Here is an 18,092-nt window from a genome sequence, read left to right on the forward strand (position 1 = left end):
GGGCAATGCACTAAAGCACTCCTCATGCCGAATTGCCTGTTTCGATTTCGACAAATCGCATAAAAACCTGATGTGATCGTTCCAATCAGCGGCCGTTTCCCAAAAGATGCCTCATCAAAAAGTTGGCGCGTTTCATTTTGCCGAACGCTGTTTCTGCCGCGCCGTGACCTGTATTGATCACCGTCACCATCTCAAAATCCTTCCCGCCTTTCTGCAAAGCCCCCGCCAGTTGCAGAGTTGAAGCAGGATCCACATTGGAGTCCAACTCCCCTACGATCAGCATCAATTCGCCGCGCAGTTTCGACGCATGCACGACATTTGAACTGCGTTCATAAGCCTCATCGACGGGCCATCCCATCCAGGCTTCATTCCACCATATTTTGTCCATCCGATTGTCGTGACATCCACAGTCCGCCACGCCCACCTTGTAAAAATCCCCATGATGCAACAAGGCTGCGACCGTGCTCTGCCCCCCGGCGCTTCCGCCATAGATACCAACCCGTTCAAGATCCATCCACGGACGCTCGCCCGCCGCAGCCTTTATCCAGGCTTTCCGGTCTGGAAATCCCGAGTCCGCCAAATTTTTCCAGGCCAAATCATGAAATGCCTTTGAGCGCCAGTTCGTTCCCATCCCGTCGATTTTCACCACCACAAATCCATTCTCCGCCATCTCCTGCATCCCCGACCACGCGTGGTGAGCCTTCGGCACAAAATGCCCATGAGGTCCCGCATAAATTTCCTCCACCACCGGATACTTTTTCGCCGGATCGAAATTCGACGGCTTGATGATCGCCCCATAAATCGGCGTTTTTCCATCCCTGCCCGCCGCCACAAACCGCTCGACTCTCCCCAACCCTAACTGGCGCAAAGCCGCATCATCGGCGCGGGCGATCTCTGCAATTCGATCACCTGTCTGTGCATCCCGCAGTTCCGTCACCGGCGGCTGATCCACCCTTGACCACGTCGCCACCAATCGCTTTTTGTCGGGTGAAAACTCCACGCGCTGCGTCCCGTCTCCATCGGTCAACGCCACCCAATCCGAACCATCAAAATTCACTCTGGCCAGATGTTCATGATAAGGATCCTGCCCTTTCATCCCCACGATTTTTAACAACAATCGACGCCCCTCCTCGTCCACCTCCAAAACCTCGCGAACATTCCATTCCCCTCGTGTGATCTGCGTTTTGATCCCGCCCGCCGCCTCATCGATCAAATAGAGATGATTGAATCCATCCCGTTCTGAAGCCCAGATCATCTCACGAGTGTTCGCCAGATGCTTCAGAAAAAACTTCTGGGAATAATCAATGAACGTCCGGCTCGCCTCCTCATGAATCAACCTCACCTTCCCCGACGTGGAATCCACGGAAAGCAACCGCATCACCTGATGCCCTCGCTGATTGTAAACGAATGAAAATGCCGATGAATCGGCCGTCCATGCCAGTTCGCTGATCGACCACGGATTATCAAACCAACCATCACCCACTTTGATCTCGCCACGCCCCTCAATTTCAAACAATCGCGGTTTGGGCTGACTGATCTCATCCCCTGCCTTCGCATAATCGACCGTTCGCAACTTCGGCTGCAGTTGATCCTTCGGCGAGGATTCCACCAGATGAATCTGACGCAGTTTTACCGGCTTCGCCCGAAATGCCACCAGGTGTTTTGAATCAGGCGACCATTTGAATGGACCCTGATAGCGATCTTCCGCCGCTCCATCGCGACTTAAAAAGATCACCTCGCCTCCCTGCACCGGCTCAATCACCAGGTTATTCTCTCGAATCGACGCCCGCCATTGTCCATCTGGCGAAACATTTTCACGGCGCTCTTGCGGCTCCGTCACCTTGCCTGTGATTTTCGCCAGCCCTCGAAAATCAGGCGCACGCACCACCGCCAGTTCCTCCCCTGCATCATCCGTCATCAACCAGCGATGCCCCCCGAAGGTTTGCAAAACCCGCTCGCTCCCCGCTTCCACCTCCCCGTAGGAAACCTTGCCTCCATCACGCTTCAACCACCACAACTTGATCACCTCACTCATCTCATTCCTCACCCTCAACAAGGTCGCCGGACCATCACGATGTTTCCCTTTCGCACCTTGTTTGGGAGCCTGTAGTATCAAGGGTTTTGGCGGTGTTTCATCAACTGCCAGTTCCCCGCTTTGGACATCAAACACCCAAGCGCGTCCCAACGCCAGAAATTGCAACCGCCTTCCTTCCCGCCCCAGGTCCACTTGTTCCAGCGGAAGCTTTTTTGCCTCCACGGTTTTGCCCGTCGCCGTCGCCAGCAAACGCGCCAACAGGTCGTGATCGAAAGCCAGCCCCTTCCGTCCATTTATCAGACCCACGGTAAAAAATTCATGCCCGTCCATCGAAGTGTCCAAGCGGCAGACCAACGGGCCCCCTTCACTTGACCAAAAACACCGCACCTCATCCCCCAACACTGCGCGCATCGCCGCTTTTTTCAATGCCTCCACCCTTTTACCCTTACCATGATCACGCAAGTCTACCTCCGCACCCAACGGCATCCCCCACATCATCACGCCTACCCAGAGCAAAGTTCTCATCTTCGAAATCGGTCTTCACTCAACGCGTTTCATTCCATCTCTCTTCCATTTCCACCAAAACAAAACACCCTTGTAAGGACGAACATTCCTTCACAAGGGTGCTTGAATCGATAACTCCGGCTAGACTGAACTAACCCCAACCCTTACTGCTCCACCAGCTCCACCCGACGGTTCTTGGCCCGGCCTTCTTCAGTCCCGTTCGTCGCCACCGGGCAATACAATCCGGAACCATGCGAGCGACGCGACCTGGGACGCATTGCCCCGTCCTGACTTTACGAGTGGCATACTCACTCGATAAATGATAGTTTCTCCGTGGAAAACACTTCACACCTAACCCCAGTAAAATTTGCATGCTTGACCTCCGCTTTTTTCTTGCCGTCCCTACTATCTCGGCGGCATTGTCGGTGATCCAAGCCGAATCTCCCGCCCCATCTTTCAAGGTGCTGGAGCAAACACAAATCGTCGAACCCAGCGGGCGCAAAGTCACTTTCAAACGTGTGGAACCTCCTGTATCCCCGCCCCGCCCTGCCCCGGAACCGGCCCCCGTCATCAATCCGATGCAACCCTCCAAACCGATGCACGTTTTGCTCGTCTCGTGCACGGTCTATCCCGGCCCCATTACTGAACTGCGCTGGGGTTCTGGTGACACCAAGCATCATGCTTTCAGTAATGTCGATTTTTTGGACATTGCCGGTATCGGCCATTTTGAAACGACCGATTCCATTCACGGAGTGGTCCTTGGAATCGGCACCGACAAAGCATCGGCCCGTTCCGCTAATCAACCTGCGCTGCCAGCACTTACAGGATTTACCGGCAGCCACGCCCAATATCTTTTACTGCCAACCGACAAGAAACAAGCGCCGAATGATCCCGACTTGGAGGCAATGGATGCCCTGCATGCATTTTACGATGCCAACAAGGCAGCCTTGAAACAGCAACGCAGCGAACGCGAAGCAGCTAATACGGTTCGCTTAGAGCAAGAACTGCTCCGACAAGAGGAGCCAAAACCCGACACCATCATCCATTTCTGGCCCATCAAGAGCCAAACACACCCCTCCACCTCTACGGAGGTGAAGCCGTGAAAAGTCTGCCTCTCACCGTTCTGGTGAGCCTGGGTTTGGCCACCAATTTTCTGTTCAGCCAAACGCCCACCAATCCCAACGAAAGTTTTACGATTTCAAATGAAGCCTCCACCGAAGCTTTCAGCATCTCGTGGTGGGGACGTTCAGAAAAAATCTACTATCTCCAGACATCCGAAAATTTGATCGATTGGGCTTATCTTCCTTTTCTGGAGGAAGGTGCCGACGAAACCCTCACTTGGGGGCTGGGCACAAACGCGGAACGCCAGTTCTTCCGCTTGATCATTAGGGATCATCCTGGCGGTGATCCCAAACTATTTGATGGCGATGGCGATTCCTACAGCGACTGGGAAGAGCTGCTAGCAGGCACTGATTTGCGCGACTACTACAACGGGATTCTCCCCACTTTGGAAATCATCGCAGGCGGTGGCCAATGGGGCAACGTTGGCGAGGTTCTGCCCATTCCTCTGTCGGTGCAGGTGTCATTTGGTCTGCAAAACGCTCCTGTTCAGTTTACCGTTCAGGGAGGCGGTGCCCTGCTTTCAGCCAATGGCACCAGCGACTGGAGTTCGACTCTCAACATCCGGTCTGCCATCGAATGGCCGACCGCAGCCATTGTGTATGTGAAGCTGCCCCAACAGGTGGGTGCAATAAGTTCTCTCCAGGCCAGCGTGACCGTCGCCGGACAAACCGTCCAAATTGCCACGTGGGCAGGAGTCTACGATCAGCAACTGGTTCCACCCACCAACCTTGTGGCCAAACCCATGGCCGCAGACCGCATTGATCTTACCTGGACGCTCACCCATCCCGAACTGCCCACCACCGTCGAGTCGAGCCTTGACCACGGTGCCACCTGGGAAATGCTCGAAGTGGTGCCCGCAGGGGTGTCAGCGCACAGTGTCACTGGCCTGGAAGAACACCGTCTGGTGAAGTTCCGCCTTAGAAGCGGAGGCACACTGCCATGAATCCCTCATCGATCAAAAACCTTTCCCTTGCATTGGGCGTCACCGGGTTCGCCCTCATGCTGGCCTGCAGTTTCGCCACCCAGACTTCACCGCCAAGTCCCGAAGCACAAGCCATCCCTGCTGACTACCTGGGCCGCAACGTGAAGGTCGAGTCAAACGTCATCCGCGCCGGAGCCGCCAGCAGTGTCGCGAAGCATTTTGTGACGACCAACAGCAACGGACAAACGATCACCACCTGGCGCAGGACCAGCAGCTGGGACCTTGGAGGCGATCCGCAAAGCAGTGAACCCGAATTGGTGGAAAGCTCGTCCATGCCCGGCTACCTGTCGATTCCCGGCATGATCTCCGTGGAAACCATCCAAGCCGGGGAATATTGGCAGACCGGCATTCAGGAAGTCGTGCCGCCCCCTGAGGGATCATCAGGTGAGCCCCAAAAAATGGCCGAAGCCATCATGGCCGAAAGCAACGACAGCAACCCCAATAACAAATCCAAACGCTGGTGGCTAACTTCACAATACCTGCGCCTGCGAAGCGACACCCCGCTTTCCATCGACATCAAAAGACATTTTTTGGTCAGGATATGGGGAACCAGTCTATACAATATTGGCCCTTCCAACATGACTCATTCGAGTTTTGAAGAGAACCAGATTGAAAGCTACAAGGCGCTCACCCTTACCCTTCCGGCGGGAGCATTGCTCGGTGAAGAGCAAGTCGTTCCCATTACTGGCTCTGGCGACTATGGGCGTTGGGCCGACATTCACACCATCGGCTTTGCCATACCCGATGTCCCCAGCAGCCGACCTCACGGCGAAGTCCTCGTCCTTCCACTGCCAGGCGGAGATCCCATGGAGGAACCCATTGAAGACAACCCCTCCGGCCCTACCCCGTCCTCTCCTCCGGCAAGCCCTCCCCCAGGCACCGATTTTACCGACCGGCAGCTTGCCCACGCCACCGAACTACGAGTCGCCAAACTGGAGAACTCCCTGCTTCCCCATCCAATTGACCCTGATGCGCCTCATGAAATTTGGCCTTCTCTTGATGAAGACTCCTTTCGCATTACCTTCACTGGTCTGAGAAGCGACAAGATACACTTCATTGAATTGGAAACCCGCAATGCCGATGGAACCGTGTGCGACGGCCCCAAAGAGATTCAACTACGCCCGCCATCGCCCGACAAGCCACATCTGAACTTCTGGGCTACTCCGTTGATGGTGCTGGTGTCCGACGACGAAGACAACCTGGCCCCCGTCGCAGTCCTGGCGAATGGCGTCACCCATCGCTATCCAGCAGGACATCCAGAGCGCCGCACCTACACCCACAAAGTCACTCTCGGGGGCAAAGTCGTGGTCAAAAGCCTGCGCACCGAAGGCAGCAGCGCGGTTCCTTTTGAAAACCTGGAACGCCAGGTGAAAATTCATGCTCGGTTCAACGCCAAAATCGGCATCCTCAGCGACGTGCATCCGAGTGTGGCAGCAGTGCGTCAAAAGGCTGAAGAAGAAGTCGTTGTTGCCAACGAACGCCTCGCACAGATTGGAGCCGTCTTGGACGTGGAATACATCGACATTCCCCTCTCCTCAACCGGCCTGTCATCGTCAAATTTCTTTCAATCGGAGTTGCCCAATGCCCCCAACACCAGCGAAAGCAGAATCGCTGCCACCATTCCTACCGTAAAAGCCAGCGACATTCATGTCTTTTATTGCAACCGACTCAAAAAGCCTACAAACGACGGCACCGACCGTGACATCAATGGTTATACCTTTCGGCCACCATCAGGCAAAGCCCACCGCGTCTTCATCAATTCAGTAAACCACACCATTTTTACCATGGTTCACGAAATCGTCCATACCGCCGAAAAGTATCGTGGTCACTATGTAGGTTCGACACCGAAAGAAGTAGATCGAGACTACGATGATCCAACAGCTCTCCCGTATAAACTCCAACACAATCTCATGAAAAGAGCAACGGATAACAACAAGCACCACAACTCCGGCAAACGCATTTTCAAAAAACAGGAAGAACAAATCTTCAAAAAAGCAACCCGATGAGATTCTATCGTTCACAATACCCCGGCGTATGGCTGAAGTGGGTAGCCATGTGTTTTACTTGCGCCTGCTTGATCAGCCAATCAACCGCGTTCACCCCGCCTGAACAAACGGAAAAACTCGATCCGACTCTTATTAACGAGGTTTACGGACTTGTTGTTGGTGGCACCCCCTATACTTCAGAAATGAGCGAGTTAGAAAAAAATCCGGACAAAGCATACGTCAAACAGGCCCTCGAAAAACTACGCCAGGAACAACGGCGCATCAAAGACGAAGACATTCGCACGCGGCCTGGGTTAAAACCTTACATTTATTCTTTTTTGAGGGACCACTACAAGCCGCCCGATCGCGGCAACGAGGACGCTATACGGATTCTTAAAGCACTTGCCCTACGCGATGACCTCGATGTGAAGGATGTCGAGGCGATAAAACAGGAGGTGATCAAAAACCTTGGAACGCCATTTGAGGCTTTTAAATTTCTTCCTGCTTACTTTCTGGAAGGAGCCGTCGTTGTGCTCGCCCGAGACTTTACCGAAGAAAACGAAGACTTGATCATTCGCGTCATGACGGACTACCCCTATTGGAATGCCAGTGTAGAGGCAGCACTTGTGTTGACAAATGCGGGAAGTGTGAAAGCATTACCTGCGATGGATAAATTCATCGAGCAATTGAAAGCCAAAAACGATGAATCTGGAGCGGACAACATCAAGCGACTCAAAGCACGCCTAGAAGCGAAAATCGCTGCAGGTCAGGCGCTGACCCCTGACAGTCGCCCGCGTCTCAATTTTTCTCCAACTGTGGCATCCACGCCAAAGCCATCCAAACCGGCAACACCTTCCCAAAGCAATGAATGGTTTATCTGGCTGGCGGCAGCAATCGCTGTGGGCGGATGCACTTGGCTGGTTTTTCGTAAGCTCCTAAAGTAGCCGAGACAGAGGAATGAGGCATTACAGTTTATGATGTCACGAACCCAAAATGCCGATGGGACCGTTTGCGACGGCCCCAAGGAGATTCAGCTACCCCCTCCACCGCCCGACAAGCCACATCTGAACTTCTGGGCAACCCCGTTGATGGTGCTGGTGTCCGTGCCGGGGGTCAGTCCGTGGGTCAGTCCGTCAGTCCGTGGGTCAGTCCGCGCATTGCAACATTTTTCATCTGATTTTTTCTATGACGCATCGGGTCACTACCTGTGATCTTTGTTGGGCACAGCATCTTGATGTGAAGGGGCCGGGGACAGTTCTCGAATCGACACGCCCCTCGAGAAGAGCCGCATTCCTTTTGCACGGAAGCTCTTCCACTAAATCACAAGTCTAACGCGCCACCCGCCTACTGCTCCACCAGCTCCACCCGGCGATTCTTGGCGCGGCCTTCTTCAGTTCCGTTCGTCGCCACCGGACAATACAATCCGGAACCATGCGAGGCCAGACGCGACGCCGCGATGCCATACTCACTGCCAAGGGCTTTCACAATATGCGCCGCACGACGTTTGCTCAAATCGACATTGTATTCCGCCGATCCCTCATTGTCGGTGTGACCCACCACATACAGCTTCAGCGAAGGATTGGTCTTCAACAACTTCGCCACTTCTGCCAATGATGGCTTTGATTCCTCCTTCAACTCATCCTTGTCGGTATCAAAGTTCAGTCCATACAACGCAATGTGACCGCTCTTGTCCAGCGTCGACTTCATCTCCTCCGCCTTTACAAACACCATCTTCTCCTCCATCACTGTCGGACTGATCACATCCAGTTGCACCAACGGCATTTTCTTCTTCAACACCCCGTCAAGACGCGTCGGAATGATGCCGTCCGCATAAGACGTTACAAACAGCACATAATAAGTCGGCTCCGCATCCTTCGTTTTGGCGATCATCAACCGCTCTTCGTTCTCATTGTATTCGAGGATCTGTCCCAACTGCATCTTCGATGCGTAGTCTCCATAAGTCGGACCCGTCCAGCCATCCTCGTCCTGCCCCGGCGCATACACGGTTTCCAATCCCAGCCGCTTGAACTCATCGCGATAGTTCACAAACACCTCCAAGGTCGTTCTTTCAGCATCCGGCACCAGATAAGTCCAGCGTTCCACATGCCCCTCCAGTTTTAATGCCGATTCCCCAAAAGGATTGCTTTTGCCAAAGCTGCGTTCCTTCCCTTGTGGAGCAAAATACTCATCATATTTTGGAGTTTGATGCGCGATCAACGTCGATCCCTCGTAGCGCTTCACGCCCTCAGGATCTTTGCCCTTGACCATGTCCGCCGCTGAAGCGGCCATCGCAAATGCCACCACACCAAAAGTAGCCACAACACACTGATTTACCGTTTTCATAGCTTTGAATTGAACTGACAAAGGACTCCAAAATGCGACGGCAAAAACACCGTCATATCACCTCCTTATTCCCCTTCACCAGCTCTTCGTGACCAAAAATCCGAAAATTTTTCTAATAGCTCACCAATCCGATCCGCCCTGCGCTTTCCAGATTTCAAAACACCGCACAAAACCCGGAGCAAAGTCTTCCGGCCTCGCTTTCACCCACGACTCCACCTGCTCTACACGGAAAAAACATCCCGTCCGAATTTCTTCCGGAGCAAACGTCATCGCCCCGCTGTGACGCGCCTCATGCAACTCCACAAACTCCCAGCCCGTGCGCTCCGAAGCCTCGATCTTCGCCACCTTGCGCGTTTCCGTCTCAATCCCGAGCTCTTCCTTCAACTCCCGCCGCACTGCCGATTCAAAGTCCTCTCCCGCATCCAGATGCCCCGCCGCGCTCGAGTCCCACGCCAGCGGATGTTTGTCCTTCAAATGCGACCGCTGCTGAAGCCACAAATCCCCATGCTTGTTCAACACAAACACATGGACCGCCCGATGTAACAAACCCTCGGCATGCACCCTCGCGCGCGGAGCCTGGCCAATCACCTCGTCCCGCTCATTCACCACATCAAACATCTCGTCCAGTCCCTGACCGCGATCCTCGCCGCTTCTCCCCTCATAAAATCGCGTCAGCTTCACCCAATCCACCAAAGACAACTCCTCCGCCCGCACACTCACATTTTTCCCCAGATGCTCCATCAAACTCCCCCAGCCGCCCGGCGCTTCGGGCAACAAATTCTTCAACTGCTTGCGCCTCTGCGAAAATCCCATCCTCACCAACCGGTCAAACAAACGCCGGTCATGCACCGCCAGTTCCCCCTCCGGACGCGGCGTCATGCGCACCACTGCCGAATCCACCCTCGGTCGCGGTTTGAACGATTCCGGCCCAACCACGCGCAAAACCTCCACGACCCAGTCATGCTGCACCAGCAGACTCAGCGCCCCATACTCATCGTCCTCCTGCCTCGCCGCCAGTCGCAAACACACTTCCTTTTGCAACATAAACACCGCCATCGACACCGGCGTCGGCGGCGTCATGAAGTGACGCAAAATCTCCCCACCCATCGAATACGGCAGATTCCCGATCAGCTTCACCGGTCCCTTTTCAAACAGTCCGCGCAAATCAAATTTCGAAGCATCCCCATGCCAAAGCTCCACCTTGGCATCAAAGGCAAACTGCGCCCGCAGCCGTGATGCCAGATCATTGTCCTTCTCAATCAACAACAACTTCTCCGGCCTGCCCGCCAGATACTGCGTCAAAGCTGCCTGACCCGGCCCCACCTCCACCACATACCCCGCGCCATCCGGCTCGATCTGGTCCGCAATCCAGCGCGAAACCTCCTCATCCTGGAGGAAGTTCTGACCCAGACTTTTCTTCGGTGCAAATGCCATCCCCATCCTTAAGGTAAAGCCACGCGCCACGCCAAGGGCATTTTTGTCCCACCCACGAAAACCCGGTGGCGCTTACTCCTTTTCCTCCTTCAAATCTGGCACCGGCAACCCCCTGCCGGTCTGCTTGGCTGCCTCCTCGGCCGTCATCAAAAACGGTTTCACCACCGTTCGTTTCGGCCATGCCACCGCCCTGTCATCCAGCCAATGCTGCAGCAACGTCCAGGCCACATCCACCAACGGCGGACGGTAGATGGTTGCCTCCAACTCCTCGCGCCTCACCCGCTCCATCCCCCCCTGCGATCCCGGCGCGCCATCCACTCCCATGACCAAAACCGCATCCCGCATTCCCGCCACCGTCAACGCCTTCGACGCCCCCACGGCCATCAAATCGTTTTGCGCAAACACCACGTCAAAGGTCTTTTGCAATCGAATCGCCTCATTGATCCGCAATCCTGCCGACTCCTCAATCCAATCGCCAGGCGCATCGTGCACCAGTTTGATCCCCGGCTCTTTTTGCAACGCTTCCGAAAAGCCTGCCGCCATTGACTCCGAAGCCATATCTTCTTCACCGCCACGCAATTGCACCACCCGGCCCCGCACTTCCATAAATCCTTCGTCTTTTGCCTTCTGACCTAACGCGCTCACCACAAAATCCCCTGCCAGACGTCCGATCAATTTTTCATCCGCCGCAATCTCCGCCGTGTAGGCGTCTCCAGGCAGATCCCCTCCAAAAACCACCACCTTCACCCCCTGCTGCTGCGCTCTTTGCAAGGCCTCCACCACCGCATCAGACAACAACGGAAACACCAACAACACATCCACCGACTCCGCCACTGCCTTGTCCAGCAATCCCGCCTGCAACAACGCGTCGCCACCTACATCCATCGCATTGAAATCCACTCCGGCACGGGAACGGATCAACCCCGCCAGCATCTGCACCTGATAGTTCCGAAAAGGCGTCACAAAACTATCCGTCACCATCAGAATCTTCGTGCGTCCTTCTGCACCTGTCCCCTCTCTGCCATCATCCTCAGCCCCGGCACCAGGATCGACTGGTCCACACCCTACCAAACCTAACACCAGCACCGCCACACACGCCGCCACCCGGGCAGGAGCAAAATTCATCAACTTCCATCGAAAAGGCATCCTCCAGTGCTATCACAACCCTCTCACCCCCGAAAGCTTCACGCTCATATTTTTCAAAAATTTCAAATTCTCCCCCAGTGTCACTTCAAGAAATTGCATACATCCACAAAAATTCATGAGATTTGCTAATTTGATGACTGTCTGCTTGAAGTTCTCCGAGAAACCCTGAATAGTTCAGAGCGTCCCTGGTCGATTCGGCGTTACTGGTTTTCGGGGGTTTATCCGTCGCGCCATGTTTTTGGCCAGGGGCGTATTTGTGTCGTCGTTTCGTGGGCGCGGCAGACTGGCGGCTCATCTATTCAATAGGGCCACTCTACAGCGCCGGGTCCCCGCCTTCGCCAATCGGCATCCCGTGTCAGAGACAAAAACGGTCCTTTGAATCGACTTAATAACTCATCCCGATTTATGACTAAAAAACAGCCCAAGGATAAAAAGCACCTGACGCCCGATCAACACGAAGAATTGCTCAGCACCCTGCGGACACGATTCGACAAGCACATGCACCGTCACCAATGTATTGAATGGGCACAGGTTCAGGCAAAGCTGGAAGCTCACCCCGAGAAATGGTGGTCGCTTCATCAAATGGAACAATCCGGCGGTGAACCCGATGTCGTCGGTCACGACCAAAAGTCCGACGAATACCTGTTTTTCGATTGTTCAACAGAAACCCCAAAAGGCCGGACCAGCGTTTGTTATGACCGCGAAGGTCTGGAATCGAGGAAAGAACACCGACCCAAAACCAGCGCCATCGACATGGCGACCGAAATGGGCATTGAGCTTTTGACCGAAGAACAATACCACGATTTGCAAAAACTCGGCGAGTTTGACATGAAAACCTCCAGTTGGGTGAAAACGCCAGCCGAATTGAGAAAACTCGGTGGGGCGTTGTTTGGTGACCGCCGCTTTGGCCGCGTTTTCATCTATCACAACGGAGCGCAATCGTATTATGGCGTTAGAGGCTTTAGGGGAGCCCTGTCAGTTTAACTCCAGTCGATGTCAACGAATAAAAATTTGCAATTCAGAACAGTTGCATGTAAGAACACCGCGCTCTTGCAGACAATGAGAATTGTTATCAAGTTCCTGGATAAAACCCCACAATTCGTCCAGTGACCGCTTAGAAAAACCATATTTTCTATATTGTTGTTGCGCTCGGCGCAATTTTTGCTAATTACATGCCCAATTATAGCGAATTTCCAGAATCTTTCAGATTATCGAAATTCTTTCGAAAAATCTCCATTCCGAAATGAAAAGTCTTCCGTTCTTCTCGTTGGTTACAACCATCCTAATCTTTTCAGTTTTGGAGTCGGATGCCCAAAGCCAGACCATTGCCCAAGACGATTTTTCGTCCAACACCCTCAGCGGGGGCTCAGGCTGGTCAAACTCCTGGAGCCATGGAACCGTGGTCAATGGAAGTCTTCTCTTCAATGGCAGTGGTTCTCAGACCACCACCAGAAATTTTAATGGTCTTTCCAATGTCTTCACTCCCCGCCCTGGCCAGAACGCCAATGGTGCCTTTGCGGGAACTTATTCCATTCAATTTGACATTGGATTCGAAATCAACACCGCCATCACCGGCAACTTTGGCTTCCGCATGTATCAAGGTCAAAGCAACCAGGGAACTTCACTTTTGGGAGTCTGGAAGAGCGATATCAACAACGGAAGCCTTACCTTCGGCACCTCAAATAACAACAACATCATTGTTCCTCAATCCTTGTTGAACGACCCCATGAACGGCAATCAGGCGTTTGACGTATGGAACATCGGGGCCGCAGCCAACAGCATCAGCAGGGGCATTGAATACGAGTTCACCTACTCCATCGACGTGCTTCATGGACAGAATCCCAACCAATACCGGGGCGACACCTACAATGTGCAGGTCGTTCGCTATGACAGCGGCATTGCCACCCACACCTACATCAGCGCAGACCTCGGCTGGCCTACCACCGGAGACCTCAACATTGGCAACAACCTCGACAACATCACTTTCCAGAACACCAACAACAAAACGAATGTGTTTATTGACGATTTGACGGTAACTTCTCCAGTTCCCGAACCGAGCTCCAGCCTTCTCGTTCTTCTCAGCCTGACTGGATTCGCTCTAATTCGTCGCAGACGATCCCCAAGATGATCGGGTTAGGACCTGCCACCCGGCTCTGGGCGACCTTAACGGTCGCCTTTTTTGTGTCACTGATTACCGTGACCATGGTTTTCCCTGTGTGGAAATATGGTTTCCTGCATTGGGAGGACTCTGCCTATGTGACAGAAAATCCGGTAGTTGCAGGTGGGCTCACGCTCACCTCCTTCAAAGCCGCCCTTACCACCGCTCCCGAAGCCAATTGGATGCCCTTCACCTGGCTGGCCATGGCCGCGCAAACCGACCTCGCCGGCCCGCCACCCCACGCCTTCCTCTTTCGCTTCACCTCCCTTATCTTGCACGCATTCGCCGGACTGCTGCTCTGGCTGCTTCTCGCCGGCCAAAGACCTGATTGGCGCTGGGCCGCCATCATCGCCACTGCCACCTTCCTCATCCATCCGCAACGCGTGGAAAGCGTCGCCTGGGTTTCGTCGCAAAAAGACCTCTGGGCCACTCTGTGGATTCTCGCCGCCGCTCTCTGTTATTCCCAAACCTGGACTGAGCGCCCCAACATTTCTACACCCAACGCAACCGTCCCCTGGCGCATCTTCGCGGGATTGTTCTTCGCCCTTTCCCTGCTCTCCAAACCTTCCGGAGTCAGCGCCCCATTGCTGATCTTGGTTGTCGAATCTGCGCGTGGCATCCCCTGGAAAACCGCCCTGAAACGCACCGTCCCTTTCTTCGGCCTTTCAATCGCCGTCGTGCTCATTTCATGGCGCATGAACACCACGCAGGAAATGCTCTTCGATCCCTCCTCCATCAGCCTGCTTGACCGAATGACCCGCGCCCTTGCCATCGTTTCGCATCACGTTGCGACGTTCCTCGCCCCCGCCTCCCTCGCCCCCGAACTGGTCCAACCAGTCCCTGCCTGGCCCTGGGTCACCGGGGGTATCGCAATCATCCTGGGCATTCTCGCCGCCCTGCTCACCCCCAAACTCCGCCCTGTTGCCCTGCCGCTGTTCTGCTGGCTCATCCTGCTGGTTCCCATCAGCGGCATCATCCCCTCGCCCATGGTTTTCACCTCCGACCGGATGCATCACCTTCCCTCCCTCGCCTTGTCGTTTGCCATCGCCGCGCTGTTCCACCAAATCACCACCATTTCGCGACATCCTTTCTCCACCGTCGTCGGCGTCGTTGTCTGCGCGGTGCCCATCGCGGTCTGGTCATCCCTTTCCCACAAACAAAGCTTCATTTGGAAAGACGATGAAACCCTCTTTCGCCACATCGTCACCCACTATCCCCACCACGCGCTTGCCCATGTGAACCTTGGCGTCCTCGCCCTCAGCAAAAACGACACCGCCACCGCCCGGCAGCAATTTATTCGTGCCGCCACCCAAGGTGACCGCCCCCTCTTCTCCGCGTGGAACAACCTGCTCATCCTGCAAATGAAGGAAAACGACTTCCAGTCCGCCGTCGCCACCGCACAAGGTCTCACCGTCGCCTTCCCCAAACGCGCCGAATCCTGGTATCTGCTCGGCTCCACCCATCGCGCCCATCAAGACCTCGAAGCCGCCTTGGAAGCTTTTCAGAAAGCCGACCTCCTCCGTCCCGACTCCCTCATGATCCTGAACGCCATGAGCCACTGCCTCACCCAACTCAACCGCGCCGAGGAAGCCGCCCAAATCCAGTCACGCATCCCCGCCCACCTGCGCCAATAGAACGTGGGCGAACAAGGTGCTTCCACCTTGGTTGAATGCAGGGTGTCGTTCCAATGACCCAATCAACAAGGCTCACGCCGTCGCGAGGATTGCCCTCCCAAATGCAAGTCCCGCGCTTTACTTCACCCCATCACTGGCTATCACTTTCCCCCTCCCTCTCGTGACCATTTCCCGCCGACACGAGACGCATGCCAGCTTTCACCATCCTAGATCAGCCGCCCAATGCCCCACGACTCCCCTAACGCAAACACCAACTGGCCCCTGGTCATCGGAATCCTCGGCGGCGGACAGCTCGCCCTGATGCTTGCCAGATCCGCGTCACAGCTGGGAATGCGCGTCCACGTGCTCGATCCCTCGCCCACCTGCCCGGCCAAAGGCGCGGCTGCCGAGCACACTTTAGGAAGCTGGTCCGATCCCGAAGCCCTTCTCGCTTTTGCACAAAAAGTCGATGTGATCACGGTCGAGAACGAGTTTGTGGAAGCCGACAAACTGGCCGCACTTGAGCGGCAGGGACACACCGTATTGCCCTCGTCGGAAACCATGCGGCTTGTGCAGGACAAACTGGTGCAAAAACAAATGCTGGGCAGATTCGGCATTCCCGTCGTGGATTTCATGCCGGTGGCTGACGAAGACGAACTGCAAACTGCCGTTTCCACTTTTGGTTTTCCTTTCGTCCTGAAAAAACGCACCCTGGGATATGATGGCACCGGCAACTTCACCGTCAGTGAGCCTGCCGATCTGCAGGCAGGAGTGAACAAGCTTGGAGGATTCGCGGCGGGTTTGTATGCCGAAAAATGGTGTCCGTTCACCATGGAACTGGCCGTCATCGTCACCCGGAACACCACGGGCACCACCGCCATCTATCCCGTGGTGGAATCCCGTCAACACAACCATGTTTGCAGCAGCGTTCTCGTTCCGGCCGCCATCACGCCGGAGCAGGCCAACGCCGCCTACAAGATGGCCGTCGGAGCCGTCGAAGCCGTCAACGGCGTCGGCAGTTTCGGCATCGAACTGTTCATGCTCGAAGATGGCACCCTGCGTTTGAATGAGATGGCACCGCGCGTTCATAATTCAGGACATTACACGCTGGAAGCCTGCGATTGCTCCCAGTTCGAAAACCACCTCCGCGCCGTCTGTGGTCTCCCTCTTGGAAGCGTCGCCTTGCGAAGCGGCGCTGCGATGGTCAACATCCTCGCGGAGAAGTCCGGCAAAGGTTCTCCCGTCGGCCTGGCAGACGCCATGGCGGTTCCAGGTGCCTGCCTCCACTTCTATGGAAAACTGCGCGCCGAACCCCGCCGGAAAATGGGCCATGTCACTGCCTTGGGCGAAACACCTCTTGCGGCACTCGCCACCGCAGAACTTGCCGCCGGGCACATTCGATTCGAAGACTGAACTGATATCATGAAAGAAGACACCAGCCCCGTCATTGGCATCATCATGGGAAGCGACTCCGATTGGCCGACCATGCGCGCCGCCGCAGAAATTTGTCGTGAGTTTGGCGTGTCATTTGAAGCACGTGTCGTCTCTGCTCACCGCACCCCCGACGACATGACCACCTATGCACAAACCGCGATGGAGCGAGGCTTAAAAGTCATCATCGCCGGAGCTGGAGGCGCCGCTCACCTGCCAGGAATGGCCGCCAGCCACACCGTGCTTCCCGTCATTGGGGTGCCCGTCACGTCCAAGGCGCTCAACGGGGTCGATTCCCTGTTGTCGATCGTGCAAATGCCGGCCGGCATCCCCGTGGCCACCGTTGCCATCGGCAATGCACGCAACGCCGGCCTCCTCGCTCTGCAAATCCTCGCCATCTCCGATGCGTCCATCAGCGAGAAGTTGCTCGCCTTTCGCAGGCGCATCGCCGCCGAGTCACGGTCCAAAGTTGTCACCCTCGAATAAATCAGTCGGCATATTCCCCTGGCTCGAAGGTGCGCAGCAAGTTGACGGCGTCTTCCTGCTCGCATGAGAATAAACTCCAAGAGGCATTCTGCCCACCTCAACCCTCGCTCCCTGAATCTTTAGATAGCCGTCCATTGGCGGCCACGGCAGCTACTCCTCGCCTTCGTAATATTCGACTGATTCACCGAGCTCGCCAAACATCACCCGAGAAGGCTTCAAAAAATACTTTTTGCTCGCCGGATACCGAATCATGTCCGCCGCCGGATTGTCCGCAATCACCAGCATCACCAGATCTTCGTTTCCCTGATTGATGACTTGGTGCGCCACGCCCGGTGTCTGCATCAAATAGTCGCCCACGCCAATCTCCATCTCGCCATCCGAAGTCCGCACCAATCCTTTGCCGGACTTCACCAAATAAAACTCCCACTGTTTGCTATGCACATGCAGCGGCCAGTTGGTCTTGCCCGCCGGAATGCGCACCTCACTCACATCAAATGGATGACCACCCCGCTCCAACCCGCAATCCTTTTTCCCGCCGATGGCCAGCGAAAGATGCTTCTGCATAACGTGAAACTTTCCGCCGGGGGATGCCCGCTCTTCCTGTGGAGTCTGATCGAGATTTTGTTTTTCCATATTTATTCGGGTTAAAGGCCGGATCATAGACGAATTCATCGATTTGCCCAACACAATCACCGACTCTCATCCGATCGCCTGTTGCCTCAAAAGTTTTGACACCGGGGGCGGGGTGGATGGGCGGAGGAAAAAAGGTCGTTGACTCAAAAAGGATGACACCGGCAACCCATACCCATGCCGATGAGTCAAAAAGTCCGAGAAGAAATGCTGCCGCGCCTAC

General features: G+C 55.0%; 15 protein-coding genes. 9 read left to right on the plus strand and 6 right to left on the minus strand.

Annotated elements, in window-relative coordinates:
• Positions 1 to 85: 85 nt before the first annotated feature.
• Positions 86 to 2,341, minus strand: a complete 2,256-nt coding sequence (locus FEM03_RS17825; protein WP_166442959.1) for a prolyl oligopeptidase family serine peptidase — start codon at positions 2,339 to 2,341, stop codon at positions 86 to 88.
• Between the two features lie 569 nt (positions 2,342 to 2,910).
• Here FEM03_RS17825 and FEM03_RS17835 point away from each other — a divergent pair.
• From FEM03_RS17835 to FEM03_RS17850, 4 genes are all read left to right on the plus strand, one after another.
• Complete coding sequence (locus tag FEM03_RS17835) at positions 2,911 to 3,642, plus strand: hypothetical protein (protein WP_138087643.1); 732 nt, start codon at positions 2,911 to 2,913, stop codon at positions 3,640 to 3,642.
• The gene (locus FEM03_RS17840; protein ID WP_138087644.1) at positions 3,639 to 4,604 is read left to right on the plus strand and encodes a fibronectin type III domain-containing protein; all 966 of its coding nucleotides are present in this window, start codon (positions 3,639 to 3,641) and stop codon (positions 4,602 to 4,604) included. The genes FEM03_RS17835 and FEM03_RS17840 overlap by 4 nt, the downstream gene beginning before the upstream one ends.
• Complete coding sequence (locus FEM03_RS17845; RefSeq protein ID WP_138087645.1) at positions 4,601 to 6,649, plus strand: hypothetical protein; 2,049 nt, start codon at positions 4,601 to 4,603, stop codon at positions 6,647 to 6,649. The genes FEM03_RS17840 and FEM03_RS17845 overlap by 4 nt, the downstream gene beginning before the upstream one ends.
• A gap of 68 nt (positions 6,650 to 6,717) precedes the next feature.
• Positions 6,718 to 7,572, plus strand: a complete 855-nt coding sequence (locus FEM03_RS17850) for a hypothetical protein (RefSeq protein WP_138087646.1) — start codon at positions 6,718 to 6,720, stop codon at positions 7,570 to 7,572.
• A gap of 400 nt (positions 7,573 to 7,972) precedes the next feature.
• Here the strand turns inward: FEM03_RS17850 and FEM03_RS17855 are convergent, their stop codons facing one another.
• From FEM03_RS17855 to FEM03_RS17865, 3 genes are all read right to left on the minus strand, one after another.
• Complete coding sequence (locus tag FEM03_RS17855) at positions 7,973 to 8,971, minus strand: OmpA family protein (RefSeq protein ID WP_138087647.1); 999 nt, start codon at positions 8,969 to 8,971, stop codon at positions 7,973 to 7,975.
• A gap of 120 nt (positions 8,972 to 9,091) precedes the next feature.
• Positions 9,092 to 10,405, minus strand: a complete 1,314-nt coding sequence (gene rsmA, locus FEM03_RS17860; RefSeq protein ID WP_166442960.1) for a 16S rRNA (adenine(1518)-N(6)/adenine(1519)-N(6))-dimethyltransferase RsmA — start codon at positions 10,403 to 10,405, stop codon at positions 9,092 to 9,094.
• A 72-nt stretch (positions 10,406 to 10,477) separates the two neighbouring features.
• Positions 10,478 to 11,551 (minus strand): substrate-binding domain-containing protein, encoded by a 1,074-nt coding sequence (locus FEM03_RS17865; protein ID WP_138087649.1) that lies wholly within the window; start codon positions 11,549 to 11,551, stop codon positions 10,478 to 10,480.
• A 405-nt stretch (positions 11,552 to 11,956) separates the two neighbouring features.
• Here FEM03_RS17865 and FEM03_RS17870 point away from each other — a divergent pair, with 405 nt between their 5' ends.
• The 5 genes from FEM03_RS17870 (at position 11,957) to purE (ending at position 17,239) form a co-directional block, all read left to right on the plus strand.
• Positions 11,957 to 12,535 carry a DUF4256 domain-containing protein gene (locus FEM03_RS17870; RefSeq protein WP_138087650.1) on the plus strand — a complete coding sequence of 193 codons (579 nt, stop codon included), beginning with the start codon at positions 11,957 to 11,959 and terminating at the stop codon, positions 12,533 to 12,535.
• Between the two features lie 313 nt (positions 12,536 to 12,848).
• Positions 12,849 to 13,679, plus strand: coding sequence for a PEP-CTERM sorting domain-containing protein (locus tag FEM03_RS17875; RefSeq protein ID WP_206171065.1), 831 nt, complete (start codon positions 12,849 to 12,851; stop codon positions 13,677 to 13,679).
• 74 nt (positions 13,680 to 13,753) lie between these two features.
• Entirely contained in the window at positions 13,754 to 15,343 is a 1,590-nt protein-coding gene (locus tag FEM03_RS17880) for a tetratricopeptide repeat protein (RefSeq protein WP_166442961.1), read from the plus strand.
• Positions 15,344 to 15,565: 222 nt separating this feature from the next.
• Positions 15,566 to 16,735 carry a 5-(carboxyamino)imidazole ribonucleotide synthase gene (locus FEM03_RS17885; RefSeq protein ID WP_138087653.1) on the plus strand — a complete coding sequence of 390 codons (1,170 nt, stop codon included), beginning with the start codon at positions 15,566 to 15,568 and terminating at the stop codon, positions 16,733 to 16,735.
• A 9-nt stretch (positions 16,736 to 16,744) separates the two neighbouring features.
• Positions 16,745 to 17,239 (plus strand): 5-(carboxyamino)imidazole ribonucleotide mutase, encoded by a 495-nt coding sequence (purE, locus tag FEM03_RS17890; RefSeq protein WP_138087654.1) that lies wholly within the window; start codon positions 16,745 to 16,747, stop codon positions 17,237 to 17,239.
• 150 nt (positions 17,240 to 17,389) lie between these two features.
• On the opposite strand, the gene FEM03_RS17895 is transcribed toward purE, so the two are convergent.
• Positions 17,390 to 17,803, minus strand: coding sequence for a cupin domain-containing protein (locus tag FEM03_RS17895; RefSeq protein ID WP_206171066.1), 414 nt, complete (start codon positions 17,801 to 17,803; stop codon positions 17,390 to 17,392).
• On the minus strand, positions 17,730 to 18,092 hold a 363-nt coding region (locus FEM03_RS24815), incomplete at its 5' end, for a hypothetical protein (RefSeq protein WP_206171067.1). The genes FEM03_RS17895 and FEM03_RS24815, both read right to left, overlap by 74 nt.

Source organism: Phragmitibacter flavus, assembly GCF_005780165.1.
GTDB lineage: Bacteria > Verrucomicrobiota > Verrucomicrobiia > Verrucomicrobiales > Verrucomicrobiaceae > Phragmitibacter > Phragmitibacter flavus.